Annotated in this window: 19 protein-coding genes; 9 read left to right on the top strand and 10 right to left on the bottom strand. The window is 70.5% G+C overall.

What is annotated here, in order from left to right:
* The 4 genes from ACFY2X_RS36690 to ACFY2X_RS36675 form a co-directional block, all read right to left on the bottom strand.
* Nucleotides 1-7739, bottom strand: a 7739-nt coding sequence (locus tag ACFY2X_RS36690) for an amino acid adenylation domain-containing protein (RefSeq protein WP_389947677.1), incomplete at its 3' end; no start/stop codon positions are given.
* 152 nt (nucleotides 7740-7891) lie between these two features.
* Nucleotides 7892-10279, bottom strand: a complete 2388-nt coding sequence (locus tag ACFY2X_RS36685) for an MMPL family transporter (RefSeq protein WP_389947671.1) — start codon at nucleotides 10277-10279, stop codon at nucleotides 7892-7894.
* Nucleotides 10279-10548 carry an acyl carrier protein gene (locus ACFY2X_RS36680; RefSeq protein ID WP_389947670.1) on the bottom strand — a complete coding sequence of 90 codons (270 nt, stop codon included), beginning with the start codon at nucleotides 10546-10548 and terminating at the stop codon, nucleotides 10279-10281. The genes ACFY2X_RS36685 and ACFY2X_RS36680 overlap by 1 nt, the downstream gene beginning before the upstream one ends.
* A 2-nt stretch (nucleotides 10549-10550) precedes the next feature.
* Complete coding sequence (locus ACFY2X_RS36675; RefSeq protein WP_389947669.1) at nucleotides 10551-12308, bottom strand: fatty acyl-AMP ligase; 1758 nt, start codon at nucleotides 12306-12308, stop codon at nucleotides 10551-10553.
* Nucleotides 12309-12535: 227 nt separating this feature from the next.
* On the opposite strand from ACFY2X_RS36675, the gene ACFY2X_RS36670 reads away from it, so the two are divergent.
* Nucleotides 12536-13477: a cation diffusion facilitator family transporter gene (locus ACFY2X_RS36670; protein ID WP_389947668.1), complete on the top strand. Its 942-nt coding sequence runs from the start codon at nucleotides 12536-12538 to the stop codon at nucleotides 13475-13477.
* Here ACFY2X_RS36670 and ACFY2X_RS36665 read toward each other — a convergent pair.
* Entirely contained in the window at nucleotides 13467-14027 is a 561-nt protein-coding gene (locus ACFY2X_RS36665) for a TetR family transcriptional regulator (RefSeq protein ID WP_389947667.1), read from the bottom strand. The two genes, ACFY2X_RS36670 and ACFY2X_RS36665, sit on opposite strands and share 11 nt — an antisense overlap.
* 81 nt (nucleotides 14028-14108) lie before the next feature.
* Between ACFY2X_RS36665 and ACFY2X_RS36660 the strand changes: the two genes are divergently transcribed.
* Nucleotides 14109-15749 carry an MFS transporter gene (locus ACFY2X_RS36660; protein ID WP_389947666.1) on the top strand — a complete coding sequence of 547 codons (1641 nt, stop codon included), beginning with the start codon at nucleotides 14109-14111 and terminating at the stop codon, nucleotides 15747-15749.
* A 93-nt stretch (nucleotides 15750-15842) separates the two neighbouring features.
* Here the strand turns inward: ACFY2X_RS36660 and ACFY2X_RS36655 are convergent, their stop codons facing one another.
* Together ACFY2X_RS36655 and ACFY2X_RS36650 are read right to left on the bottom strand one after the other, a co-directional pair.
* Nucleotides 15843-16379 carry a carboxymuconolactone decarboxylase family protein gene (locus ACFY2X_RS36655; RefSeq protein ID WP_389947665.1) on the bottom strand — a complete coding sequence of 179 codons (537 nt, stop codon included), beginning with the start codon at nucleotides 16377-16379 and terminating at the stop codon, nucleotides 15843-15845.
* Nucleotides 16379-16933: a peroxiredoxin gene (locus ACFY2X_RS36650; protein WP_389947664.1), complete on the bottom strand. Its 555-nt coding sequence runs from the start codon at nucleotides 16931-16933 to the stop codon at nucleotides 16379-16381. The genes ACFY2X_RS36655 and ACFY2X_RS36650 overlap by 1 nt, the downstream gene beginning before the upstream one ends.
* 117 nt (nucleotides 16934-17050) lie before the next feature.
* On the opposite strand from ACFY2X_RS36650, the gene ACFY2X_RS36645 reads away from it, so the two are divergent.
* A complete protein-coding gene (locus tag ACFY2X_RS36645; protein ID WP_389947663.1) occupies nucleotides 17051-17974 on the top strand; it encodes a LysR substrate-binding domain-containing protein in 924 nt (307 codons plus the stop codon).
* Nucleotides 17975-17994: 20 nt separating this feature from the next.
* Here ACFY2X_RS36645 and ACFY2X_RS36640 read toward each other — a convergent pair whose 3' ends face one another.
* Nucleotides 17995-19155, bottom strand: coding sequence for a pyridoxal phosphate-dependent aminotransferase (locus tag ACFY2X_RS36640; RefSeq protein WP_389947676.1), 1161 nt, complete (start codon nucleotides 19153-19155; stop codon nucleotides 17995-17997).
* Nucleotides 19156-19263: 108 nt separating this feature from the next.
* Here ACFY2X_RS36640 and ACFY2X_RS36635 point away from each other — a divergent pair, with 108 nt between their 5' ends.
* From ACFY2X_RS36635 to ACFY2X_RS36610, 6 genes are all read left to right on the top strand, one after another.
* Nucleotides 19264-20271 carry a DUF418 domain-containing protein gene (locus ACFY2X_RS36635; protein WP_389947662.1) on the top strand — a complete coding sequence of 336 codons (1008 nt, stop codon included), beginning with the start codon at nucleotides 19264-19266 and terminating at the stop codon, nucleotides 20269-20271.
* Nucleotides 20268-21062, top strand: a complete 795-nt coding sequence (locus ACFY2X_RS36630; RefSeq protein WP_389947661.1) for a carbon-nitrogen hydrolase family protein — start codon at nucleotides 20268-20270, stop codon at nucleotides 21060-21062. Before ACFY2X_RS36635 ends, ACFY2X_RS36630 begins: the two co-directional genes overlap by 4 nt.
* 9 nt (nucleotides 21063-21071) lie before the next feature.
* A complete protein-coding gene (locus tag ACFY2X_RS36625; protein WP_389947660.1) occupies nucleotides 21072-21533 on the top strand; it encodes a hypothetical protein in 462 nt (153 codons plus the stop codon).
* Nucleotides 21530-21961, top strand: coding sequence for a hypothetical protein (locus tag ACFY2X_RS36620; RefSeq protein WP_389947659.1), 432 nt, complete (start codon nucleotides 21530-21532; stop codon nucleotides 21959-21961). The genes ACFY2X_RS36625 and ACFY2X_RS36620 overlap by 4 nt, the downstream gene beginning before the upstream one ends.
* A 68-nt stretch (nucleotides 21962-22029) precedes the next feature.
* Nucleotides 22030-22545 (top strand): SigE family RNA polymerase sigma factor, encoded by a 516-nt coding sequence (locus ACFY2X_RS36615; protein WP_389947658.1) that lies wholly within the window; start codon nucleotides 22030-22032, stop codon nucleotides 22543-22545.
* The gene (locus ACFY2X_RS36610; protein ID WP_389947657.1) at nucleotides 22542-23726 is read left to right on the top strand and encodes a hypothetical protein; all 1185 of its coding nucleotides are present in this window, start codon (nucleotides 22542-22544) and stop codon (nucleotides 23724-23726) included. Before ACFY2X_RS36615 ends, ACFY2X_RS36610 begins: the two co-directional genes overlap by 4 nt.
* Here the strand turns inward: ACFY2X_RS36610 and ACFY2X_RS36605 are convergent.
* Nucleotides 23702-25198 (bottom strand): carboxyl transferase domain-containing protein, encoded by a 1497-nt coding sequence (locus tag ACFY2X_RS36605; RefSeq protein WP_389947656.1) that lies wholly within the window; start codon nucleotides 25196-25198, stop codon nucleotides 23702-23704. The two genes, ACFY2X_RS36610 and ACFY2X_RS36605, sit on opposite strands and share 25 nt — an antisense overlap.
* A gap of 40 nt (nucleotides 25199-25238) precedes the next feature.
* Entirely contained in the window at nucleotides 25239-26396 is a 1158-nt protein-coding gene (locus ACFY2X_RS36600) for a CaiB/BaiF CoA transferase family protein (RefSeq protein WP_389947675.1), read from the bottom strand.
* Nucleotides 26397-26520: the final 124 nt, after the last annotated feature.

Below are 26520 nucleotides of genomic sequence, written 5' to 3'. Positions count from 1 at the left end.
CGAACCGGCAACTCCACCGACAACACCGACCGAACCCGGCTCACCAACCGCGTCGCCAGCAACGAATCCCCACCCAGCTCGAAAAACCCCTCATCCACCCCCACCGAAACACCCGCATCGAGCCCGAGGACTTCCGCATAGAGAGCACACAAGATCTCCTCCACCGGCGTACGCGGCCCCCGCCCCGACCCGACGACCTCCGGAACCGGCAGCGCGGCCCGGTCCAGCTTGCCGTTACGCGTCACCGGCAACCCGTCCAGCACCACCACCGCCGACGGCACCATGTACTCCGGCAACACCGCCCCGGCGAACCGCCGCACCTCCCCCGAATCCAGCGCGCCCACCGGATAAACCCGCTCCGCGACCCCCTCCCCGGCACCCTCGCCCCGACCCATTTCGGCACTCGCCGGACCGGCCGCCCCGCCCCCGTCCGGCGCGGCCGGGACCACGTAGGCGACCAGCCGCCGATCCCCCGGCCGGTCCTCCCGCACCACCACCGCGACATCCCTCACCCCCGGATGCCGGGCCAGCACCGCCTCGATCTCCCCCAGCTCGATCCGGAATCCACGGAGCTTGACCTGCGCATCGGCCCGGCCCACGTACTCCAAAACCCCATCAGCCCGCCACCGCACCACATCCCCCGTGCGATACATCCGCCCCCCGGCCGGACCGAACGGACACGCCACAAACCGCTCGGCCGTCAACCCCGCCCGGCCCGCATACCCCCGCGCCAGCTGAACCCCCGCCAGATACAGCTCCCCGGTCACCCCCACCGGCACCGGCCGGAGACACCCGTCCAGCACATAGACCTGTGTGTTCCAGACCGGGCGGCCGATGGGGACGGACACCGCGTCCGGCTCGGGCGCGTGTTCCCAGAAGGTGACGTCCACCGCGGCCTCGGTCGGGCCGTAGAGGTTGTGAACCGGGACGCCCAGGCGGGTGGCCGCCCGATCGGCGACCTCGGGCGGGAGTGCCTCCCCGCTGCAGATGATTCGGCGCAGGGGCCCCGGTGCCGGGTTCTCGGCGAGGAAGACGGCGAGCATGGACGGGACGAAGTGAACGGTCGTGATGCGCTCAGCGGCGATCAGTTCGGCCAGGTAGACCGGGTCCCGGTGACCGTCGGGCCGGGCGATCACGAGGGTGGCACCGACCTGGAGCGGCCAGAAGAACTCCCAGACCGACACGTCGAACCCGGCCGGGGTCTTCTGCAGGACCCGGTCGTCGGAGCCCAGGCCGTACTTGGACTGCGCCCACAGCAGGCGGTTGACGATCGAACCGTGGGAGACCACGACTCCCTTGGGCCGTCCCGTGGAGCCCGAGGTGTAGATCACATAGGCGGGATTCTCCGAAGCGAGCCGTACACCCGGGTTCTCCGGCGAATACCCGGACACGTCCGCACCGGCCAGCCAGTCAGGATCGATGACCAGGACCGGGTGCGCGTCCTCCAGCATCGAGGTGATCCGCCCGGCCGGATGGTCCGGGTCGATCGGCAGGTAGGCGCCACCCGCCTTGATCACGGCGTACATCGCGACCAGCAGATCCAGCGACCGCGGCAGCATGAGCGCCACCACCCGTTCGGGCCCGACCCCGTGTTCCGCCAGGAGCCGGGCCAGCCGGTTGGCCCGCGCGTTGAACGCGGCGTAGCTCAGCTCGGCTCCCTCGAACACCAGCGCCGTCGCGTGCGGGGTCCGCGCGACCTGGGCCTCGAACAACCCGGCGAGCGTCACATCGGGTACGGCCACAGCCGTGTCGTTCCACTCGCGCAGGAGCAGATCCCGCTCCTCGCGGGAGAGCCCGTCGAGACGGCCGACGGCGGTGTCCGGCGCGGCGGCCATCGCGGCGAGCAGGTTCCGGAAGCGATCCAGCAGGTCCGCGGCCTCCGCCTCGGTGAACGCGTCCGGCCGGTACTGCAGCCGGAACCGAAGCCGTTCCCCCGGGATGACGAGCAAAGTGATCGGGTAATGGGTCGCGTCGACCACGTCCGCCGAGTTCAGGTGGAGTTCACCGATCGTGGTCCGAGGGTCGATGGGGTAGTTCTCCATCACCAGCAGCGCGTCGAACAACCCGCCTCGCTGGATCTCGGTCAGGCCCAGGTGATGGTGGGGCAGCAACTCGGCCTGCTCGTCGCGGAGCCGGCGCAGCAGGTCCCCGGCCGATTCGGCCGGGTCGAGCCGCACCCGGACCGGAAGGGTGTTGATGAACAGGCCGATCATGCGCTCCACACCGGGAAGCTCCGGCGGGCGGCCCGAGACGGTACCGCCGAAGACGACGTCGTCCCGGCCGGTGAGCTGGGCCAGCAGCAGGCCGAAGGCGGCCTGCATGACCGTGTTCATGGTGGTCGAGTGACTGCGGGCGAGGGTGGTGAGCTTCCGGGTCAGGTCGTCGTCAAGCTCAGCGGTGACGCGGCCGGGGTCGACCGGCGGGCGGCCCGCCAGATCAGGAGCGACCAGCGTGGGCCCGGCCACCCCCTCCAGCGCCCGCCCCCACACCCGACCGGCCCCAACCCGATCCTGACCCGCCAACCACGCCAAATACCCCTTGTACGGCGGAGCAGGAACCGGCTCCACCCCGCCGTACAACGCAAACAACTCCGCCACCAGCAACGGAGTCGACCACCCGTCCAGCACAATGTGATGGTTGGTGAGGATCAACCGATGCCGATCCGGCGCCAGCCGTACGACAACGAACCGCATCAACGGCGGCACCGCCAGATCGAACCGGCGCGCCCGCTCCTCGGCCGCCACCTCGTCCGGATCGGCCGAGGCGACCTCCCGCCAGGAAACCTCCACCCGGCGATGCACCAGCTGCACCGGCTCACCATCGGCCCGCTGCCGAAACGACACCCGCAAATTCGCATGACGGCCCAGCAACCGCCCCGCGGCCACCCTCAACCGGGCCACATCCAACGGACCGGCCAGATCCAACACCAGCTGAGCCGTATAGACGTCCACCTCCAGCAGGGAGTGGAAGTACAGGCCCCGCTGGAGGGGAGCGAGCGGCCAGGCGTCCTGCACGTCCGGGCCGAGGTCGTCGAGGTCTTCCTGGGTGAGCCCGGCGATGACGTCGGAGGGGGTGAGCCCGCCGCCGGTGTGCCGGGAGATGCCGGTCAGGGCCTCCGACCAGGCTGTGACCAGCTCGGTGATCCGTTCCTCGGTGTAGTGCGCCGGGGACCAGGTCCAGGTGACACGGAGGGTGTCGTCGATGGCGATCGCGTTGATCTCGATGCCGTGTCTGAGCGGAGCGGCGGCGTCCTGACCGCTGAACAGGCCTCCTGACGGGCCGTCTGTGACCGGTTCCCAATCTCCCCCGGAAGTCGTGATCCGGCCGAGGTAGTTGAAGGCGATCTCGGCCTGGGGCAGGGCGGCGAGGACGGGCGCCGTGTCAGGGTTGAGATGGCGGAGAAGACCGTAGCTCAGGGGGCCGGGGAGGGAACGGAGTTGCTCCTTGACCCGCTTGACGGCCTGGGCCGCGGCCCGGCCGCCGTTCTTGAGGTCGTCCCAGTCGAGGGGACCCGCGTTGATCCGCGCGGGGTGCATGACCGTGAACCAGCCCACGGTCCTGGACAGATCGATCCCGGGGAAGATCTCCTCCCTGCCGTGCCCCTCCAGGTCGATCAGCGTCGACCGGTCTGCGCTCCGATTTCCGTTCCACCTCGCGACCGCCACCGCGAGCCCGGCGAGCAGCGCGTCGTCGGCCCTACCGTGAAACGCTCCGGGGATCCTGTTCAGCAGCGGTCCCGTGACCTCCGCGGGAAGCTCCATGACCGTCTCCCGCCTGTCCCCCCACGTTCCCCACCGCTGAGCTACCGTGCCCTCGCTCCCGCTCGGATCGGCACGGTTCCCCGATGCGGCGGCAGGAGAGAGGAGAGTGACCCAGGAGGGCAGTTCGGCCAGGCGGTTGGGGTTGGCGGCCTCGGCGTGGAGGTGATGCGACCAGGCGCGGAAGGAGGTGGTGGGCGCCGGAAGACGGAGAGGGGTGCCTTCGGCGGCGGTCCACGCGGCGAGGAGGTCGGGCAGCAGGATCCGCCAGGAGACGCCGTCGACGACCAGGTGATGCAGGCTCAGCAGCAGGCGACCGCGGCGCTCGGGACCGGCGTCGAGCCACACGACGCGAACGGTTTGCCCGGATGCCGGATCGAGCTCGGCGCGTGCCAGTTCGGCGTGTTCGGCGACCGCCTCCTCCAGGTCTCCGGTGACCTGCACCCGCCGCACGCAACGTGCCGCCCGGACCGCTCCAGGCGGGGCGACCTCCAGTGTCTTCGGCCCCTCACCGGACGTAATGGTCATCATGTCCGGTGCCACCCCCAGTCCGGTCTCTCTCGGTTCCCGTGTGTCATGGCCATCGGGTACCGCCGACGCGGCATCGGGATCCGGCAGCCTCGGCTCCGGCACGCTGTGGCCACCCGGTACGGCCTGCACCGCGTCGGACAACCGCAGCCTCAGCGCGTCGTGGTGATCCAGTACGGCCTGCACGGCCTCGGTGAGGTTGTCGAGGCCGAGATCCGGAGGGACCCGGAGCACCACGCTCTGGCTGAACCCCTCGATCGGCCCGCCGCTCTCGGTGAACCACTCGATGATGGGGGTGGCACGGACGGTTCCCACGCCGTCGTCGGCGACCGTCGTCTCCGCCACCTCCTCCGCGACGAGAGCGAGGGCCTCCGGGGTGTGGTGCTGGAACACGTGCTTCGGCGTGATGCCCAGCCCCGCCTCGCGGGCCCGGCCGACGAGCTGGATCGCGAGGATGCTGTCCCCGCCCAGATCGAAGAAGCCGTCGTCGGCCCCCACCCGGGACAGGCTGAGCACGTCGGCGAACAGGCCGCACAGCAGCCGTTCCCGATCCGTCACCGGTTCCCGGCCGGAGGCCTCCTTTCCGGGTGCGGGCAGGGCGCGCCGGTCCAGCTTGCCGTTGGCGGTCAGCGGCATCTCGTCCAGCGTCACGATCGCGGCGGGCACCATGTACTCGGGCAGGGACAGCCGGACGTGCCGCCGGAGCTCCTCCGGCGTGGCCGTACCGACCACGTAGGCGACCAGGCGCCGGTCTCCCGGCTCGTCGTCGCGGGCCAGCACGGCCGCCTGGGAGACGCCGGGGTGGCCGGTGAGCACGCTCTCGATCTCGCCCGGCTCGATCCGGAAGCCGCGGATCTTGACCTGCTGGTCGGCCCGGTCCAGGTACTGGAGCTGGCCGTCGGCACGCCATCGGACCAGGTCGCCGGTGCGGTACATCCGCCCGCCGGGCTCGAACGGGTCGGCGACGAACCGCTCGGCCGTCAGGCTCGGCCGTTTCAGGTAGCCCCGGGCCACGCTCGGGCCGGCGACGTACAGCTCGCCGACCGCGCCGGGCGGGACCTGGCGCAGGCCGGAGTCCAGAACGTACAGGCGGGTGTCGTAGACCGGGCGGCCGATCGGGGTGTCGTCTGGGGAGAGCAGCGGGTCGCTCGTGGTCACCACGACGGTGGTCTCGGTCGGGCCGTACGCGTTGATCATCCGGCGGCCGGGGGCCCAGCGGCGGACCAGCTCGGGGCGGCAGGCCTCACCGCCGACCAGCAGCGTTCGCAGTTCGGGGAGCGGCGTCTCCGGGATCGTCGCCAGGGCGGCCGGGGTGATGAACGCGTGGGTGACCCGTGCCTCGGCGAGGAACCGGCCGAGCGGCTCCCCGCCGTACACGCCGTGGGGCGCCAGCACGAGCGCCGCTCCCGTGGAGAAGGCCATCAGCCACTCCAGCACCGCCCCGTCGAACCCGATCGAGGCGAACTGGAGCACCCGGCTGTCCCCGGTCACCGCGTAGCGGTCGGTCCCGGTCCGCGCGTAGCTCGGCAGGCCGGCGTGGGTGACCAGCACGCCCTTGGGCCGGCCGGTGGAGCCGGAGGTGTAGACGACGTAGGCCGGGTGGCCGGGCAGCAGCGCGGTCACCGGGTCGGTGCCGGGAAGGCCCTCTCCTGTCCAGTCGTCCATCAGGACGACCTCGGTGCCGGGCGACGGCCGGACACCGGCCGCCGTGCAGGTGACCACGATCGGCGGTGCGGCGTCGGCCAGCATCGTCTCAAGACGGTCCTGCGGATACTCCGGGTCCAGCGGCAGGTAGGCGGCGCCGGATTTCAGGATCGCCAGGAACGCGACGACCATGTCGAGCGATCGGGGTATCGACAGCCCGACGTAGCGGTCGGGCCCGGCGCCCCGGGCGATGAGGTGGTGCGCCAACCGGTTCGCCCGGACGTTCAGCTCGGCGTAGGTGATCTCCACGTCCCCGGCCACGACCGCGACGGCGTCGGGGCCGCGCCGTACCTGCTCCTCGAACAGGGCGACGGCGGTGTCAGCGGATGTGCCGCCTGCTGTTCCCTGTGTTCCCTGTGTCCTTTGCGGCCCCCCGCTCGTGCCCCAGCCCGACACCCCGTTGCCCGACGCCCCGCCGTCCGGGACCGTACCCGGGACCGCGCGCGGCGCGCCGCCCCAGGCGGCGAGGAGTGCCCGCTCGGTCTCGTCGAGCAGGTCGATCGCGCCGACACGCGTGTCCGGCCCGGCCTGGGCGATCCGGGCGAGGAAGCGGAGGAAGCGGTCATGGTGGCCGGCCAGCTCGGCCTCGTCGTACAGCTCGGGGTGGCCGTCGAAGTCGATGCGGACGCCGCGTCCGTCGGAGCCGTCGTAGAGGTTGATCGACAGGTCCTCGACCGGGCCGGTGGCCAGCGCGTGCGCGGTTGCGGCGTGACCCGCGAACTTCAGGTCGTAGTCGAATCGCATGATGTTGACGACCGGCCCGAACAACCGCCCGCGCACCTCCCGGCGCAGGTCCTCATACCGGTAGCGCTGGTGCACCAGCAACCGGCCGACCTCCCGGGTGACCTGCCCGACCAGCTCGGCGAGGGTCATCTCCGGCCGTACGGCCAGGCGGAGCGGAAGCACGTTGGAGAGCATCCCGGGGGTGCACCGCGCCGTCGGCGTGGTCCGAGCCGTGACGGCCAGCCCGAGGACCACTTCCCGCGCTCCGGCGAGACGTCCGACGAAGGCCGCGGTGGCCGCGATCATGAGCCCGGACACGGACGTCCCGTGGGAGAGCGCCGCCTCCGTCAGGGCGACGGCGTCCCCCTTGCCCAGGGTCTCGCTCCACCGGCGAAAGCGTGATGTGGGGGCGGCGGTGCCGGAGGACAGGGCGGGTACGGCGGGCAGGTCGGCGAGCTTGCCGAGCCAGTGGCGGCGGTCGGCCTCGAAGCGCGCGGAGGCGCGGTAGGCGGCGTCCTCCTCCAGCAGGACCTCCAGCGACCCGAGGCGGCCCGGTTCGGGATCACGGCCCTCGATCAGGGCGGTGTAGACCTCCGCCAGGCGCTGGGCGACCATCGGTCCGCTGTAGCCGTCCATGATCACGTGATGGCAGCGGAGGTACCAGAAGTAGCGGTCGCCGCCGACTCGGAGCAGGGCGGTGGCCAGCAGCGAGTTCTCGTCGAAGGGCGATTCCAGTTCCGCCCGCATCCACTCCAGGGCGGCCCGCTCGTCTCCGAGGTCGAGGAACGGGCACTGCGGCTCTCGCGCCTCGACGACCTGCCCGCCTTCGACGATCCGGAGATGGATCGCCTCCACGTCCCTGGCCGCCAGGCGCACGGCCGAGGCAAAGACCTCCGGGTTCACGGGCCCCGATATCTCGATGTACTGGGCGATATGGATCGGCTCGTCTGGGGTGATCCGCTGGGCGTGCCAAATTCCACTCTGCGCCGCGGACAATGGCAGGAAAGAACCTGTGACTAGCACCATCGCCACGCTTTCAATTTTGGCCGAAAGAATGCCTGATGGGTGCGTATCAGCACCTCAAAGAGCCAGAAACGCATTGTGTGCGACGATCTGCCCCACATTTGTTACCCGGAAGTAAATCACAGGTGTGATCTATCTCGCAATAATCAGACTTGTCATTTGCCGCTAAACCCACCGCCCACTTTTTCGCCTTTTCCCAAGACAATCCGACCGGATCTGAGCATGACCCGGGGCCGCACCAGCCCCCGGGGCCGGAGCATGATCTGCGGCCGTACCCTCGGGCCCGGCGACCGGGCCGGCCTCCGTTCGCGATGCCACCAGGACAGCCCTCTGGCCAGCCGGCTGGGCCACCAGATGACGTCGCCCACGTCGAGGGTCAGCGCGGTCACCAGCACCGAGCGGACGATCATCGTGTCGAGGAGCACGCCCACGGCCACCGCGAAGGCGATCTGCACGGTCTGCGTCAGCGGCAGCACCACCAGCACCGCGAAGGTGCCCGCGAGCACGACGCCGGCCGAGGTGATCACACCGCCGGTCGCGCCGAGGCCGAGGATCGCGCTGCGCGCCGTACTGTTCCGGTGGGCCTCCTCCCGCACCCGGTGCATCAGGAAGATGTTGTAGTCCACCCCGAGCGCCACCAGGAACACGAAGACCAGCAGGACGAACCCCTGGTCCACTCCCGCGAAGCCGAACAGGTGGGCGAAGGCCAGCGAGCTGATGCCCAGCGTCGCCAGGAACGACAGCACCACGGTCGCCAGCAGCAGCAACGGCGCGACGAGCGAGCGCAGCAGCAGGGCCAGCACCACGAAGACCACCAGCAGCACCAAGGGGATGATCAGCGCGCGGTCCCGCTGCGCGCCCCGCTCCAGATCGGCGATGAGCGCCACGTTCCCGCCCACGTTGACGTCCGGGGCCGCCACCGCCTGCAGCCGGTCGCGCAGGGCGAGCACCTGGCGCTGCTCCGACTCCTCCCCGTCGGCCGAGCGGACGGTCACGTTGAGCAGGATGTCCCCGTTCCCCGCCGCGCCCAGCGAGATCGCGGTGACCTCGGGCCGCTGGGCCGTGTCCACGATCACGTCCCTGACGTACTGCTCGGTGGTGACGACCTGAACCGGGTCGGCCGCCCCGGCCGGGAAGTGCCGCGCGGCGACCTCCTGCCCGACGACCGAGTCCGGCCGGCCGAGGAACACGTCGGCGTTGCTCAGTCCGCCCGCCTTGTAGGAGGCCAGCCCGGACACGCACACGCCCAGCCCGATGACGGTGACCGCCCACACAAGTCTTGGATTTTTAGCTATTTTTCCGCCCAAAACGCCCCAAATGCCACCGTCCGCAGGGCGCTCGCCGGCCACGGCGCGGCCCGGCGCTCCCGGTGGCTGATAACGCGGGATCAGCGGCCAGAACACCCACCGCCCGAAGATGACCATCACGGCCGGCAGCAGCGTCATCATGGCGAGCATCACGCTGGTCACGCCGACGGCCGAGACCGGCCCCAGCCCCCTGGTGGAGTTGAGCTCGGCCACCATCAGGCAGAGCAGCCCGGCCACCACGGTCGCCGCGCTGGCCACGACCGCCGGCCCGGCCCGGCGCAGCGCGACCTCCATCGCCTCGTGCCGGTCCTCATGCCGGCGCAGCTCCTCCCGGTAGCGGGCGATGATCAGCAGCGCGTAGTCGGTGCCCGCGCCGATCACCAGGACCATGAGCAGCGAGACCGCCACACTGCTGACCGTGATCGCCTCCGCCGCGGCGAGCCGGTAGTTCGCCCCCATCGCGACGACCAGCCCGACCAGCACGATGCCCAGCGGGAACAGCCAGAGGATCACACTGCGGTAGGTGATCAGCAATACCACCACCGCCACGCCCATCGCGGCCAGCAGCAGGTTGGTGTCCACGGTCGAGAACACGGCCAGCGCGTCGGCCTGGAATCCGACCATGCCGGTGATGTGCACGGCCAGCCCGGCGGGCCGGCCCGCCTCGACGACCTGGCGCACCCGGTCGATGACCTGGGCCGTCTCCCGCCCGCCCCGGTCCCTGACGATGACCACGACCTCGGCGGCCTGGCCGTCCTCGGACCGCTGCGCGGCGATCAGTTTGATCGTCCTGGTCAGCTTGGGTATCTGGAGCTTCCGCTCGACCACCCGCAGCTGCTCGGGCAGCCTCCCCTTCGCGTCCCGATACCGCTTGAGCTCCCGGTCGAACTCCTCCCGCCCGAAGGTCTTGCCGCCGGTCGGCGTGGGCAGTTCCGCCACCACCCCGTCGATGCCGGCGAACGCCTTCATGTCCCGGCCGATCTCGTCCTGGTCCGCCTTGGTGAGGCCCTCGCGCCGCTCGTAGACGATCGTCGCCGGGGAGAGGTTCTCCCCCTGCATGCCGAGGATGCGCTTGACCGCCTGTGCGGAGTCGGCGTTCTCGGGCAGGTAGGCGGCGATGTCATCTTTCTGTACCGATTCCAGCTGCCCGGCGAAAGACCCGGCGATCCCGATGACGCCCAGCCAGATGACCAGCACCACCCACTTCGCACGGGGGCCGCACAGCAGACCGGCCATCAGCCCGCGCTCAGCCGTCCCCGGAGGTGGTCCGCCATGGCCGCGACGGTCGGGTGCTCCCAGGCGAGGGTCGGCTCGATCTCCAGGCCGTACTCCGCCTCGATGTCGCCGCACAGGCTGAGCGAGTAGACGGAGTCCATGCCGTACTGGGCGACCGGCACCAGCGGGTCGATCTCCTGCGGCGAGCGCCCCAGGTAGGAGGCCACCTGGGCCCGCAGCCAGTTTTGAATGGCGTCCAGGTCGGCGACGATCCCGGCGTCGGCGGACATCTTCATGCTCCTTCCGGTACGGCGTGCGCGGCTTCGGGTACGGCGTGCGCGGTGAGACCCGCGGCGAGCTCGGCGTGGACGACGGGAAGCGACTCGCCCAGCAGCAGGTCCCGGGTTCGGGAGCGCTGGATCTTCCCGCTGGTGGTCTTGCCGACCCCACCCCGCTCGACCAGCACGACGCTCATCGACGGCAGGCCGAACACGCGGGCGAGCTCGCCCTGGACCCGGCGGGCGACCTCCGCGGCGGAGGAGTCGCCGAGACTCCGCTCGCGCACTTCCTGGACGAGCACCACGTGTTCCCCGGCCGCCTGTCCCGCCTCGATTCCGAAGGCCGCCGCGGCGCCCAGCGACGGGTGCACCTGCCGGGCGGCCTCCTCCAGGTCCTGCGGGTAGAGGTTGCGGCCGTTGACGATGATGACGTCCTTGATCCGGCCGGTGACGTAGAGCTCGCCGTCCAGCAGGAAGCCCAGGTCTCCGGTCCGCAGGAACGGCCCGTCGCCGTCGGCGGTGCGCCCGTGGAAGGCGTCGCCCGTGGCCTCCTCGCGCTGCCAGTAGCCCCGCGCGACGCTCTCGCCGCGCACCCAAATCTCCGCGACCCGTCCTTCCGGCATCACGGCGCGGGTGCCGGGGTCGACGACGCGCACCGACATGCTGATCGGCCGCCCGCAGCCGACCAGTTCCACGCCGTCCTCGGACGGGATCGCCTCGTGCCGCTCCAGCGCCCCGGCGTCGAACCTGCGGACCAGCGCCCCGTGCCCGATGGGGGTGGCGGTGATCACGAGGGTGGCCTCGGCCATGCCGTACGCCGGGGCCCAGGCCTTCTCGCTGAAGCCGGCGGCTCCGAAGCGGCGGACCATCGCGCGCAGCGTGCCGGTGCGGACCGGCTCGGCCCCGTTGAGGGCGAACCGCAGGCTGGACAGGTCGAGGCCGGCCACCTGCTCGTCGGTGACCCGGGCGGCGCACCACTCGTAGGCGAAGTTCGGCGCGACGGTGTATCCGGCCCGATAGCGGCTGATCATCTCCAGCCAGAGCGCGGGACGCATGACGAACGCGATGGGCGAGGCGAAGTACAGGTCGCCACCCGCGTAGATCGGCTGGAGCAGCATGCCGATGAGGCCCATGTCGTGGTAGTGCGGCAGCCAGCCGACCCCGACACCTTCCTTGGGCGAGCCGATCGCCCTCCAGATCTCCTGCTCGTTGTGGAGGAGGTTGGCGTGGGTGAGCATGACGCCGCGCGGCTCGCTGGTGGAGCCGGAGGTGTACTGCATGTAGGCGAGCGTGTCCGGCTCGATCTCCGGCATCGTCCAGTCATCGGGGCCGGGAAGCAGCTGGGTGTCGGTGGCCACGCACTCGACCGCGCCGTCCAGGCCGACGTCGCGCAGCCATCGGGTGAGCATGCCCTGGTTGGCCGAGTCGGTGAGCACCAGCCGTACGTCGGCGTCCTTGATGATCCCTTCGGCTCGTTCCAGCGCGCGCGGATCGGTCTGCGGCAGCGGTGAGGGCACCGCGATCACCCGGGAGTACAGGCAGCCGAGGAAGACCGCCAGAAACTCCAGCCCGGCGGGGTAGAGCAGCAGCGCCGTCTGGTCCGTCATCCGCCGCCCGGCCAGCCAGGCGCCCACGGATCTCGCCCGTTCGTCCAGCTCGGCGAAGGTCAGACGGCTCTCGGCTAGTTCGCCTCTGCGGTCCTCCACGAAGGTGTACGACCGCTGGTGCCCGTACCGGTCGGCCTGCGCGCGCACCCGCTGCACAAAGGACATCTGGTCATCTCCCGCGACGGCAGACACCCCAACATAGGAGGAAGGATCAGCCGGTCCCAGGCCTGCATCGCACAAGCTACCGCTCGGTTTTATGCCGAAAGTTAGTACTTTGCCGTTGGCACATCCTTCATTCAACCAGTGCCGGAAGAACCTGGAATCTTGTCCTGTTAGGCTTACCTTCGTAATATCTGAGCAAGTGTTCAAGTGTTGACGAGACGGAGCCTGTGATGGGTCACGGACATGGTCACGGCCACAGCGCGAGCTCAGATCGCCGCTACCTGACGGCGGCGCTCGCACTGCTGGCCATCTTCATGGCGGCCGAGGTCGTCATCGGCGTGATCGCCAACTCCATCGCCCTGATCTCCGACGCCGGGCACATGCTCACCGACGCCGCCTCCATCGCGCTCGCCCTGATCGCAATGAGCATGGCCGCCCGTCCCGCCCGCGGCGCCTACACCTTCGGCTGGAAGCGCGCCGAGATCCTGTCCGCGGCGATCAACGGACTGACGTTCGTCCTGCTCGTCGCCTACTTCGTCTACGAAGGCATCCGGCGTCTCATCGAACCGCCCGAGGTCAAGGGGCTCCTGGTCTTCGGCACAGCGCTGGCCGGCATCGCGGTCAACGCGGCCGCGGCCTGGCTCATCGCCAGGGCCGACCGGAGCAGCCTGAACGTGGAAGGCGCGTTCCAGCACATCCTCAACGACATGTACGCCTTCATCACCACCGCGGTCGCGGGCGTGGTCGTCTGGCTCACCGACTGGGGCCGGGCCGACGCGATCGCCGCCCTGGTCGTCGCGGCCCTGATGGCCAAGGCCGCCTACGGCCTGCTGCGCGACGCCGGGCGCATCCTGTTCGAGGCCGCACCCGCCGGCGTGCATCCGGCCGAGGTGAGCGCCTCGATCATCGCCCACCCCGACGTGACCGGCCTGGAAGACCTGCACGTGTGGACCGTGACCAGCGGCTTCCCCGCGCTGTCCGCGCATGTGACCGTCAAGGCCGGCGGCGACTGCCATCGGGTCCGGCGCGAGCTGGCCGAGCTGCTGCACGAGCGGTTCAACGTCGACCACACCACCTTGCAGGTCGACCACGTCCCCGGCACGGCCTGCCGGATCGCCAAGGCCCAGGACAAGCCTCCGGCCGGATCTCCCCCGGCGGGGATCACGCCCTGAGGCAGGCCTCGAAGACCGTCGTGAGCCGCCGGACCACGGTCTCGTGGTCCGGCGAGTCCAGCACACCGGGGCCGTAGAGCTGACGCAGCGTGCCGCTGCCGGTGATGAGCGCGGTGGCGACGGTCGCCCGGAAGATCGCGTCCGGGCCGGGCAGCCGCGCGGCCAGCGGCTCCAGGATCGCCGAACCGACGCGGTCCCGGATGATCTCGTGGATCTCCGAGCAGGACGACGACCGGATGAGCGCCGTCATGACCGGGCTGCCCAGGTCCGACTGCAGCCGTTCGGCGACGTATTCGGCCAGGCGGCGGGGCAGCTCCTCCTCCGGGCCTTCCAGCACGCCGGGGAAGCGCCCCTGCATCGCCAGCACCTCGGCGAACAGCTCCCGCTTGGAACCGAAGTAACGGTTGATCAACGCGATGTTGGCGCCCGCCTCCGCGGAGATCAGGCGCATCGTCACCTGGTCGTAGCCGAGTTCGGTGAACAGCCGGCGGGCGGCGTCGAGAATGCGCTGCCGGGTGCCCGCCCGGTCGCGGTGCCGTACCTCGTCCACCCACCCGATCCTTCCAGATTTGACCAGTAAACAAGCGTCTACTAACTTCACATGTATCGTACATACATTGGGGGATGGTTCATGCTGACCGGAGAGAGGGTCCAGGCCGAGGCCGCGCCACGTTTCACGCACAAACAGGTGCTGGAGATCCTGGCCGGGCTGATGCTCGCCATGCTGACGTCGATGATCTCGACGTCCGTGGTGGGAACGGCGCTGCCGACGATCGTCGGCACGCTCGGCGGCCAGGAACAGCTCGCCTGGGTGGCCAGCGCGACCCTGCTGACCATGACGGCCTCCACCCCGCTCTGGGGCAAGCTGTCCGACCTCTACGGCCGCAAACTCATGTTCCAGGCGTCCCTGCTGGTCTTCCTGTTCTCCTCGATCGCCGCGGGCTTCTCCCAGGACATGGGCCAGCTCATCGCGGCCAGGGCCGTGCAGGGCATCGGCGCCGGCGGCCTCGCCGCGCTCCCCCAGATCATCCTGGGCGACGTGGTCGAGCCCCGCGAGCGCGGCCGCTACTCCGGTTACATCGGCGCGGTCTTCGGCGTCTCCACCGTGGCCGGGCCGCTGCTCGGCGGATTCATCGTGGACAACATGTCCTGGCGCTGGACGTTCTGGATCTGCGTGCCGCTGGCCGTGGTCGCGTTCGCCGTCATCCAGAAGGTGCTCAAACTGCCGCTGACCCGCCGCGACACCAAGGTCGACTGGTGGGGCGCCACCTTCATCACCGGCGGCACCACCGCGCTGATGCTGCTGCTCTCCCTGGGCGGCAAGGAGTTCGGCTGGAACTCCGGGTGGACCTACGGGCTGGGCGCGCTCAGCCTGGTGATGTTCGGCCTCGCCGTCGTCGCCGAGCGCCGGGCGGCCGACCCGATCCTGCCGCCGCGCCTGTTCGGCAACCGCACCTTCGTGCTGAGCGCCGTCGCGTCCCTGCTGGTCGGCGCCGCGATGTTCGGCGCGCTGATGTTCCTCCCGCAGTACCTGCAGATCGTCAAGGGCATGAGCCCCACCGGCTCCGGCCTGATGACCCTGCCCCTGGTGCTCGGGCTGCTGATCTCCTCGATCACGGTCGGCCGGTTCGTCACCAGGACCGGCCGCTGGAAGATCTTCCCCGTCGCCGGCATGCTGCTGGTCGCCCTCGGCCTGTTCCTGCTCTCCCGGTTGCATGTCGACAGCTCGCTGGCGGTCGTCGGCATGGACGTCACGGTGCTCGGCGTCGGCCTCGGCGCCTCCATGCAGATCCTGATCCTGGCCGCGCAGAACGCCGTGACCCGCGCCGACCTGGCCTCCACCACCTCGGGCGTGACCTTCTTCCGCTCCCTCGGCGGCGCGGTCGGCGTCGCCGCCTTCGGCGCGATCCTGACCAACCGGCTCAGCTCGGAACTGCTCTCCCTGGCCAGGGCCGCGCACCTGCCCCTGACCGGCGGCGCGACCCCGGGCCTCGGCTCCCCCGACGCCATCCGCCGCCTGCCCGCACCGGTGCTGGAGGTCATCCTGGAGGCCTTCACCCGGGCCATCCACACGGTCTTCCTGGTGGGGGTCCCCATCGCCGTCCTGGCCTCGGCGACCGCCCTGCTCCTGAAGGAACTCCCCCTTCGCTCGGCCCGGACCGCCCCCGCCGATCCGGCCTCCCCCGCAGGCCCGGCCTCCCCCGTGGACCCGGCCTCCCCCGCAGGCCCGGCCTCCCCCGTGGACCCGGCCGCTCCCCCGGTCAAGGCCTAGCGCCATCCCCGCTGCGCCCGGGGCCGCCCCCTCACCGCCGGTCCCGGGCACTTTTCGACGTACGGGGACGTCCCGCTCCCGTACCGTCGACAATCAGACCGAGGCCAGGGCGGCCTCGGACTCGAGAACGGCGGCGACGGCGTTGACGACCGCCGCGATCCGCACGGCTTCCTGGATCTGCTCGCGGGACACGCCCGCCCGGCGCAGCACCTGCTCGTGCGACTCCAGGCAGCGACCGCAACCGCCGATCGCGGAGACCGCGAGCGACCACAGCTCAAAGTCGATCTTGTCGACGCCGGGGTTGCCGATGATGGTCATCCGCAGCTTGGCCGGGAGCGTGGCGTAGGTCTCGTCACCGATGAGGTGCATGGACCGGTAGTAGACGTTGTTCATCGCCATGATCGCCGCCGCGCCCTTGGCGGCCGTGAACGCCTCGTCCGAGAGGTTGTCCGCGGCCTCGGCGGCGATCTCGGCGATCACCCGCTGGGATCTGGTCGCCGCGGCGCAGGCGAGCAGCGTCCCCCACAGCTGCTGCTCGCTCAGCGAGGAGGTCGTGACGAGCGATCCCAGGTTGAGCTTGATGTCCTTCGCGAAACCGGGAAGGGAGCCCTTGAGATTGTCGATCGACATCAGGCGCCGGCCATCAGCTTCTTGGCGTCGAGGCCGGTCTCTCCCTTGTTCCAGTTACAGGGGCACAGCTCGTCGCTCTGCAGGGCGTCGAGGACCCGCAGGACCTCCTTGACGTTGCGGCCGACGGAGCCCGCGGTCACCATGACGAACTGGATCTCGTTGTTCGGGTCGACGATGAAGGTGGCGCGCTGGGCGACACCGTCCTCGCCGAGGATGCCCAGGTCGGCGGAGAGTTCGCGCTTGATGTCCGACATCATCGGGAAGGGCAGGTCACGCAGGTCCGGGTGATCCTTGCGCCAGGCGTGGTGGACGAACTCCGAGTCGACGGAGAACCCGAGGACCTGGGCGTCGCGGTCGGCGAACTCGCCCTCCAGACGGCCGAACTCGGCGATCTCGGTCGGGCAGACGAAGGTGAAGTCCTTCGGCCATGCGAAGTAGATCTTCCACTTGCCCTCGTAGGTCTTGTGGTTGATCTCGGCGAACGCGTTGTCCGCGTCCAGGGAGACACAGGCGGTCAGCTCGAACTCAGGGAAGTGGTCACCGACGGTGAGCAAGTCCGGTTCTCCTTTGCAGAGGACGTCGTTGTCGGGCCCCACCTTGCCGCATCTACCATTGATCCGAGAAATCAAGCAGTCGGACCAATCTGAGAGGCACTTCCTATCAGTGAGCCCATGCCCACCCTCGCTCAGCTGCGGGCATTCCTCGCGGTCGCCGATCACCTGCACTTCAGGGAGGCGGCCACTTCACTCCGGATGAGCCAGCCGGCTTTGTCGAGTGCGGTCTCGGCCCTGGAGGAGACTTTGCACACACAGTTACTGGAACGCACCACCAGGAAGGTTCTGCTGACCCCGGCGGGCGAGCGGGTGGCGATGCACGCCGCGCGGGTGCTCACGGCGGTGGGGGATCTGATGGGCGAGGTGGCCCACAGCCGGGAGCCGTTCTCCGGGCCGGCGCACCTGGGAGTGATCCCGACGGTGGCCCCCTACATGCTTCCGGTGCTGCTGCCCATGTTCTCCCGGAGGTTTCCGCGGCTCAAGCTGACCGTGCACGAGGCGAAGACCGAGACCATCCTGGAGGAACTGCGCGAGGGCCGCCTGGACATGGTGCTGCTGGCGCTTCCGACCGAGACGGCGGGGCTGGTCGAGGAGCCCCTCTACGACGAGGACTTCCTGCTCGCCTTCCCCGCGGATCATCCCCTGGCGGACCAGCCCGAGCCCCTGGGCCGCGACGTGCTCAAGGGACTGGACATCGTGCTGCTCAACCAGGGTCACTGCCTGCGCGAGCAGGCCATCGACGTCTGCCGTGAGGTCGGCGCCCGCGCCACCGCCACCACCTACGCGACCAGCCTCCCCACCCTCGTCCAGCTCGTCGCGGGCGGCCTCGGCGTGACCCTGCTCCCCGAGTCGACGGCGGCGGTGGAGACCGGCAAGCGAGTACGGCTGGCCCTGCGCCGCTTCCGGCCCCCCGCCCCCGGCCGCACCATCGGCCTGGCCTACCGTGCGAGCTCCGCCAAGGCCTCCGAGTACGCCCAGCTGGCCAAGGCCGTCCGCACCGCGATCCGCGCCAAGCGCCTCCCGGTGCGGATCTCCTCGTGATCCGTACTGTTTACGCTTCGCTACCCAGCGCTGCCGCTCGCTTTGCCGAGACGGGTCAGGCGGCTCACGGCCTCGTCGATGACCTCGTCCTTCTTGCAGAAGGCGAAGCGGACGAAGTGCCTGCCGCGCTCGGGATGGGCGTAGAAGACCTGGGTGGGGATGGCGACCACGCCCGCCAAGGACGGGAGCTCCCGGGTGAGGGCGAGGCCGTCGGTGAAGCCCAGCGGGCGGATGTCGGTCTGGACGAAATAGGTGCCCGCGGGGCGGTAGACGTCGAAGCCCGCCGCCGAGAGGCCGCTCATCAGACGGTCGCGCTTGGCCTGCAGGTCGGCGCGGAGGGAGGAGACCCAGCCGAGCTCATGGCGCAGGCCGTACGAGACGGCGAGCTGCCAGGGCGCGCTCGCGGTGAAGGTGAGGAACTGCTTGACGGTCTGGACGGCGCGGATCAGGCCGGGCGGGGCGCAGATCCAGCCGGTCTTCCAGCCGGTGACCGAGAAGGTCTTGCCCGCCGAGGAGATCATCACGGTCCGGTCGCGCATGCCGGGCAGGGTGGCCACGGGAATGTGCTCGACGCCGTCGAAGGTGAGGTGCTCGTAGACCTCGTCGGCGATGGCGATCAGGTCATGTTCCCTGCAGAGCAGGGCGATCTCCTCCAGCTCGGCGCGGGTGAAGACCGTGCCGGTGGGGTTGTGCGGTGAGTTGACCAGGATCGCCCGGGTGCGCGGGCCGACGGCGGCGCGCAGCTCGGCCGGGTCGAAGGTGAAACGGCCCTCGACCGGGCGCAGGGTGACCGGGCGGAGCACGGCCCCGGCCAGGGCGACGGAGGCGGCGTAGGAGTCGTAGTACGGCTCGAAGGCGATCACCTCGTCGCCGGGCTCGCACAGCGCCAGAACCGAGGCCGCGATGGCCTCGGTGGCGCCGACGGTGATGAGGATCTCGCCGTCGGGGTCGTAGTCGAGGCTGTAGTGGTCCTTGCGGTGCTCGGAAACGGCCTGGCGCAGTTCGGGAACGCCGGGGCCCGGCGGATACTGGTTGAAGCCGTCACGGATCGACGACACCGCGCGATCGAGCATCGCGGCGGGCCCGTCGGTGTCGGGGAAGCCCTGCCCCAGATTGATCGAGCCGGTCCGTACGGCGAGCGCCGACATCTCAGCGAAGATCGTCGTGCCGAACTCGCGCATCCGCGCCACCAGAGGATCGTTCACACGCGCCAGCGTAATCCCGCACACGCCTTCTCCGCCTCACCGCCGGGATCATCTGGCCGGGGTCGTCTATACGGGATTCCCTGCGTGGTGATACGTCTGATTCTTGTGACCGGGACTTCTTCTGCGGCGTTACGTCTGGATTCCCCCACCCGAAGGCTTCACGAGCTGGACGCGCTTCGCGGCCTCGCCGTGTGCGGGATCATGCTGGTCAACACCTGGCAGCACACGCGCGAGCATCTGAGGCCCACGGATCGCAACGCGATCGACTGGGCGATCGACAACCTGCTGCAGAGCAGGTTCTATCCGATCTTCTCGTTCCTGTTCGGGGTCAGCCTCGTCCTGTTCCTGAGGGCGGCGGCCGACCGGGCGGACCACCCCCGGGTGGTGCTGCTGCGCAGGCTGGTGGTGCTGGCGTGCTTCGGCGGGATTCACCATCTCGTGAACCCGGGCGAGGTGCTCCTGCCGTACGCGATCTTCGGGGTGCTGATCCTCCTGCCCGCCTCCTTCCTTCCCCGGTCCGCGGTGCTGGTGCTGGGGGTGGCCGGCACGGCCTGGGCGGTCCACGGCGGCGGCGGGGTGAAGCTCGTCCCGGGCTTGTTGCTGCTGGGCATGGCCGTGATCGAGTACGCGCCGCCCGCGTGGCTGCTGCCCTCCGTCTTCCTGTTGAGCACCGCGCTGGGGGCGGGGCTGGGCTACCTGTGGGTCCGCTCCGCCGGCAACCCCGCTCTCTTCTACCGGGGCACCTACCCGGCCGCGGGGCTGGCCGCCGCGACGGCGTACTGCACCGGGCTGCTGCTGCTCCTGCGGACCCCGCTGCGCGACAGGCTGCTGGGGGTGCTGGCCCCGCTCGGCCGCATGGCGCTGACGAACTACCTGGCCGGCACCGCGGTCATCCTGCTGTCGCTGCCGCTGCTCACCGCCGACCCGACCCGGGTCACCGTGGTCGCGCTGGCGGTCGGCGTGCTGGTGATCCAGGTCGTGTTCAGCCGGATGTGGCTGGCCCGGTTCAGATACGGCCCGCTGGAGTGGGTGTGGCGACGCCTCACATGGGTGGAGCCGGTGCCGAACCGCCGGATAGGGTCGGGAGTGTGACACGCATCGCCCTGTGCCAGATCCCCGTCTCCGAGGAGCCCTCCGCCAACCTGCGCCGTGCCCTTGAGGCGATGGACAGGGCCGCCGGTGACGGCGCCGAGCTGGCCATCTTCCCCGAAGCCACCCTCACCCGGTACGGCAGGCGGATCACCGACCTGGCCGAGCCCCTGGACGGGCCCTTCGTCACCGGGCTGGCCGAGTCCGCCAAGGCGCACGGCATGGCCGTGATCGCGGGAGTGTTCGAGCCCGGCGACGGCCGGGTCCACAACACGGCGGTGGCCATCGGCCCCGACGGCGGGATCGAGGCGGCCTACCGGAAGATCCACCTGTTCGACTCCTTCGGGGCCCACGAGTCCGAGTTGGTCGCACCGGGCGACACGCCGGTCGTGGTGAGGCTGGCCGGGCTCAGGATCGGCCTGGTCATCTGCTACGACATCCGGTTCCCCGAGCTGACCCGGGCGCTGGTCGACCAGGGAGCCGACCTGTTCGCGGTGACCGCCGCCTGGGGAGCCGGGCCGATGAAGGAGGAGCACTGGGCGACCCTGGTCCGGGCCCGCGCGATCGAGAACACCACCTGGGTGGCGGCCGTGGGCCAGGCCCCGAACCCGGAGGCCCACGACGGCTTCGGGATCGGCCGGAGCATGCTGGTCGATCCGATGGGCGTCGTCCGCACGGATCTGGGCCCGGCGCCCGCCGTTCAGACGTGCGAGCTCGACCCTCAGGTCACGATTGCCACCCGGAATGCCCTGCCCTGCCTGGAACACCGGCGGCTCCAGGTCCACAGATCGTAAAATGCCACCGTGAGTGAGCCACCCGGGCGTAGAACGCAGATGCAGAAGGTCATCCCGCCTCGGCTGCTCGTGCCCTATATGGCCGGCAGACGGACCGTGATCTCCGGATATGTCTACCGGGTGCAGGACTGCGCCCGCCTGACGACCCCCGCCCAGCTCTTCGTGGGCCTGGACCTGGGGTTCGAGGGCTCCGAGCTGACCGTCTCGGTGCCTGAGGTCTATCTCATGCGCTGGTTCGCCCGCGACATGGACAGCTACGTCGTGCCGTACGGCCCGCACATGGGCGGTGACTGGAACGATGCACCGCCATTCGCCGGAAACGGCTTCACGACCTCGCGCGAGCACGTCGTGCCGCAGTTCCACACCACACCGATGCCGATCCCCGCGGGGGCAGAGATCATCCACGTGACTCCCGGCGAGGAGCGCCTCTTCGCCCTCTACGACGGACTCAGCTGGCGGCCGGCCTCATGAGCGCCGAGATCGAGCCGGTGGCCTCGGGCTTCGTCGCCCACTACGCCGACCAGACCTACGTCGCGGCCCTCGGCCCGGGCAGCGACGAGGTCGTGCTGTTCAACGAGGAGGCCCGGGAGGGCTTCGAGGCCGCCTCCGGCTACTGGCGGAGGGTCGTGTCCCGCGAGGACCTCGACTGGCTGGTGCTGGTCCGCACGGTCGGCGCGTTCGGCGGCGAGCCGTGCCTGGTGCTCGACGTCTCGGAGGAGAACGGCGAGGAGAGCCTGCACATCGCCTACACCGGGCACAGCGGGCTGAAGGCCGAGGCGCTGGGCTACTGGATGGTCGACCACGGCGCCTACGAGGTCGTCGTCCCCCGTGACGAGGTGTTCTCCATCCGGATCGAGCGCGTTCCGATCTCTCTCACCCCGTCGCGGTCGGAACCGTAGGGCCGGGAAAAGAGCCGGGAAACCGGCGGGGCCTGTCAACCGACGGGCCGCGCAGGTGTCTCGACAGTGTGATTGATCTTTCCACGGCGACGCCTCTCTCAGCGGCGCCTCCCTCGTTCGCGGAACTGTTCGCGGCGCACTATCTGTCGATGGTGCGCCTGGCCGGACTGCTCGGTGCCGACGATCCGGAGGACATCGCCCAGGAGGCGTTCGCCCGCCTTCATGCGCGGTGGGCCCGGCTGCGCGACGACGGCTCGGCCGTCGCCTACGTCCGGTCCATCGTGTGCAACCTGACCCGTAACCGGCTGCGCCACCTGCGGCTGGTACGGCTGCGACCGCTCGATCCCCCGCCGTCCGCCCAGGGCGGCGAGCACGCGGTCATCGTCGCCGAGAAACACCAGGAGCTCCTGGCGGCCGTCAACCGGCTCCCCCGTCGCCAGCGCGAGGCCCTCGTCCTGCGCTACTGGCTCGACCTTTCGGAGCGGGAGATCGCCGAGGCCATGGGCGTCTCCCCCGGCTCCGTCAAGACGCACACCAGCCGCGGCCTGTCCGCTCTCGGCAAGGCACTCAAGGAGGAATCATGAACGATCTCGAGGAGCGCCTGCGCGCCGCACTCGACGCCCGCGCCGAGACCTACACCGTCAGCTCGGACGCCTACCTGAAGGTCCAGTCCCGCGGCCGCCGGGTACGGCTGCTCCGCTGGGCCGTGCTGGTCCCCGTGGCCGCCGCCGGGACCGCGATCGCGGTGGCCGTGAACCTGACCGGGAACGGCGGCGGGGGCGGTGTCGCCACCGGCACCGTCGACGAACGGCCCGACATGTTCCAGGAAGTCTCGGCGAAGTATCCACCGATCGGCGAACCCCTGACGATCGAGGATCCGTCGGAGAAGCGGCCGGTACGCCTGTGGTTCGCGAAACCGGGGCCCGAGGACCGCAACACCCCCTACGTGTTCTGCAAGATCTCGCAATTCGCGCCCGGTGGATCGCTGTCCGGGTGCGGGGGCTCCAGGTCCCACCGGGACGACGAGCAGGCGTGGTACGAGGGCGGATCCGACTCCCTCTGGCCGCGTCCCGAGACCCTGATGAGCTACGGCGCCGCGCGCGACGCGGTGGCGAAGGTCGAGGCCGTGACCGGCGACGGGACCAGGATTCCCGGCACGATCCACCGGCCCGAGGGCGCACCGCTGGCGATCTGGGCCGTGACCTTCCCGTCGAAGGCCGCGGTGAAGCGCTTCGAGTTCTCCGACGCTCAGGGGAAGGTCGTGCAGCGGGTGAAACTAGAGGCCTCGTCGATGACACCGGAGGCGACCGCCAAGCCCGTCGGACCCACGCTGGACATGCCCGGAGGACTGACAGCCCACCTCGTCACCACCCCGGACAGGACCCTGATCTGGTCACACGACGGCGATGGCGTGGCGATGGACTTCCTGGAACCCCGCCAGTTCCTGGCCGACGTGGACGGCAAAAAGCTGCCGGTGGAGGTCCATCTGCGCGGCAGGCTCTGGTTCGGCGTCGCCCGCCCCGGAACCGCCCGCGTCTCGCTGATCTTCAAGGACGGCACCTCGGTCACCGCCGACACGGTCCCCGACCCCTGGGGCGGCACCGCCGTGCTGTTCTCCGGTGCCTATCAGCGCCCCGGAGACGTCTACCTGGAGGGATTCCAGCTCGTCGGCTACGACGACGCGGGGGTCGAGATCTGGCGCGACGACAATCCTGCCGTCACGCCGCTCTGGCAGACCCCTCAGCCCACCCCGAGCCGCCGGTAGCGGGCCAGGCGGGCGGTGAGGCGGTCCGCGGGGGCCCGCCTCAGCAGGCCGGCGATCTCGTATTCGAGGGCGCCGGCCACCCGGCGGCAGAACGCCTCGGGCTCGTAGGCGGCGTCGGGACGCTCCGGGATGATCCGGTCCACGACGCCGTCCCGCTTCAGGTCGGTGGATTTCACGCCCTGCGCGGAGGCGATCTCCGGGGCGAAGTCCACGCTGCGGTACAGCAACGCCGAGGCGCCCTCGGGAGGCAGCGGGGACAGCCAGGCGTGCTGGGCGCACAGCACCCGGTCGGCCGGGAGAAGCGCGAGGGCGGCGCCGCCCGCTCCCTCGCCGAGCAGCAGGCAGACGGTCGGGGCGTCGAGCATCACCAGGTCGGCCAGGGATCGGGCGATCTCGGCGGCGAGGCCGCCCTCCTCCGCCGCCTTGGACAGCGCGGCCCCGGAGGTGTCGATCACGGTGACCAGCGGCAGGCCCAACTCCGACGCCAGGCGCATGCCCCTCCGGGCGACCCGGAGCGCGGCCGGGCCGATCGGGGCCACTCTCCGCTGGCGGCTGCGGTCCTGGCCGAGCACGACGGCGGGGGCCGCGCCGAACCTGGCCAGGGCGATGAACAGACCGGGGTCGTTCTCGCCCTCGCCGGTGCCGTTGAGCGGGCTGACGTCGGAGGCTCCCAGCTTGAGCAGCGTCCGCACACCCGGGCGGTCGTCCCGGCGGGAGCGGCTGATCGCGTCCCACGCCTCGATCGGCTGGACGCGCTCGTCCGGCTCGGGCCCGCTCTCCAGCCCGTCGCGAGGGGCGCACAGCACGGCCAGCACCCGGATCGCGGTCCGCCGCGCGTTCTCCGCGGAGACGACCGCGTCGACCAGCCCGTGGGCGAAGAGGTTCTCCGCGACCTGCACACCTTCCGGGAACGGGTAGCCGTGCAGCGACTCGAACACCCTCGGCCCGAGGAACCCGATCAGCGCGCCCGGCTCGGCGGCGGTGACGTGCCCCAGCGAGCCCCAGGAGGCGAAGACCCCGCCGGTGGTGGGGTGGCGGAGATAGACGAGGTACGGCAGGCCCGCGGCGCGGTGGGCGGCCACCGCGGCGGTGATCTTCACCATCTGGGTGAAGGCCAGCGCGCCCTCCTGCATCCGGGTGCCGCCGGAGGCCGGGGCGGCCAGCAGCGGAAGCCGCTCGGCCGTGGCCCGCTCGATGGCGGCGGTGAGCCGCTCGGCCGCGGCCACCCCGATCGACCCGGCCAGGAAGGAGAACTCGCAGGCGACGACCGCGACCCGGCGTCCGTCGAGCAGGCCCTCACCGGAGATCACCGATTCGTCGTATCCGGTCCTGGCCCGCGCCTTGGCCAGTTCCTCCGCGTAGTCCGAGCCCGGCGCGGCCGGATCGGCGGGCGTCTCGTCCCACGACCGCCACGTCCCCGGGTCGAGGACGGTGGCGACCAGGGTGCGGGCGTCGGGCCGGGCAGGGCTCATCCCCCGGCTCCGCACGGTGGAATCCGCGTGGGGCAGGCTCTCATCCTTCACGTTCCTCCAGCCACGCGAGGACCTCGTCGTTGTGCTGGCCGAGAGCGGGCGGGGCGGCGTGGCGCACGGGCGGCTCGCCGTCGAAGCGCAGCGGCGGGCCCGGAAGCTCGATGGTGCCGAGCACCGGGTGGTCCACCTCGACGAGCAGCCCTTGGGACCGGGTCTGCTCCCAGGCGTAGACCTCGTCGATGGACCTGATCGCCCCGGCGGGCACGCCGGCGCCGCCGAGCGCGGCCAGCCAGTGCGCGCGATCGTGCTTGGCGAGCGACTGCTCCATGTCGGCGATCAGCTCATCTCGATGCGCAAACCTATCTCTGTTTGTCGCATATTTCGGGATATCGGGATCGATGTCTAGCAGGGTGGCCACCTTCCGCCACTGCGCGTCGTTCGCCACCGCGATCTGGATCATGCCGTCGGCACAGTGGAAGGCGCCGTAGGGGGCGATGGAGGTGTGGTGGTTGCCGTTCGCCCTGGGCACCTGGCCGCCGACCGTCCAGGCCGTGCCGTGATAGGAGTGCACGCCGGTCACGGCGGCCAGCAACGACGTCCGCACGACCTTGCCCCGCCCGGTCCGCTCGCGCTCGTAGAGCGCGGCCACCACGCCGTAGGCGCCGTGGATGCCCCCGAGCAGGTCCGCGATCGAGGCACCGACCCGGTACGGCTCGTCGGCGGACGGCCCGGTGAGGCTCATCAGCCCGGCCTCACCCTGGGCGATCTGGTCGTAGCCGGGCCTGCCGCCCTCGGGACCGTCGTGGCCGAAGCCGGTGATCGACAGGATGACCAGGCGCGGGTTGAGCTCGTGCAGCCGCTCCACGCCGAAGCCCAGCCGGTCCAGGACGCCGGTGCGGAAGTTCTCGATCAGTACGTCGCTCTGCCGTACCAGACGCTCGATCAGGACCTTGCCCTCGGCGGACTTGAGGTCCACGGTGATCGACTGCTTGTTGCGGTTGGCCGCGAGGAAGTAGGTGGAGATGTCACCGCCGGGGCCGACGAACGGCGGCCCCCAGCCCCGTGACTCGTCGCCGCCTTCGGGATGTTCCACCTTGATCACCCGGGCGCCCAGGTCACCGAGCATTTGCGCGGCGTGCGGCCCCGCCAGCGCACGCGAGAGGTCGAGAACGACGATGTCGCCGAGGGCTCCCTGCAAGATCAACCTCCAATTGTGGTCGCCGAGCCTAGTCGAACCGGAGTAAGAAAAGCATTCCTCATGCTGTCGGCCGGCTTTTCGACGGCCCGCACCGCCCCCACCCCCGGGCGCGGCACACTCGAAT

Origin of the sequence: Streptosporangium sp. NPDC000396, assembly GCF_042898655.1 — a bacterium.
Taxonomy (GTDB): domain Bacteria; phylum Actinomycetota; class Actinomycetes; order Streptosporangiales; family Streptosporangiaceae; genus Streptosporangium.
This window is presented reverse-complemented; position numbering and strand designations above follow the sequence as displayed.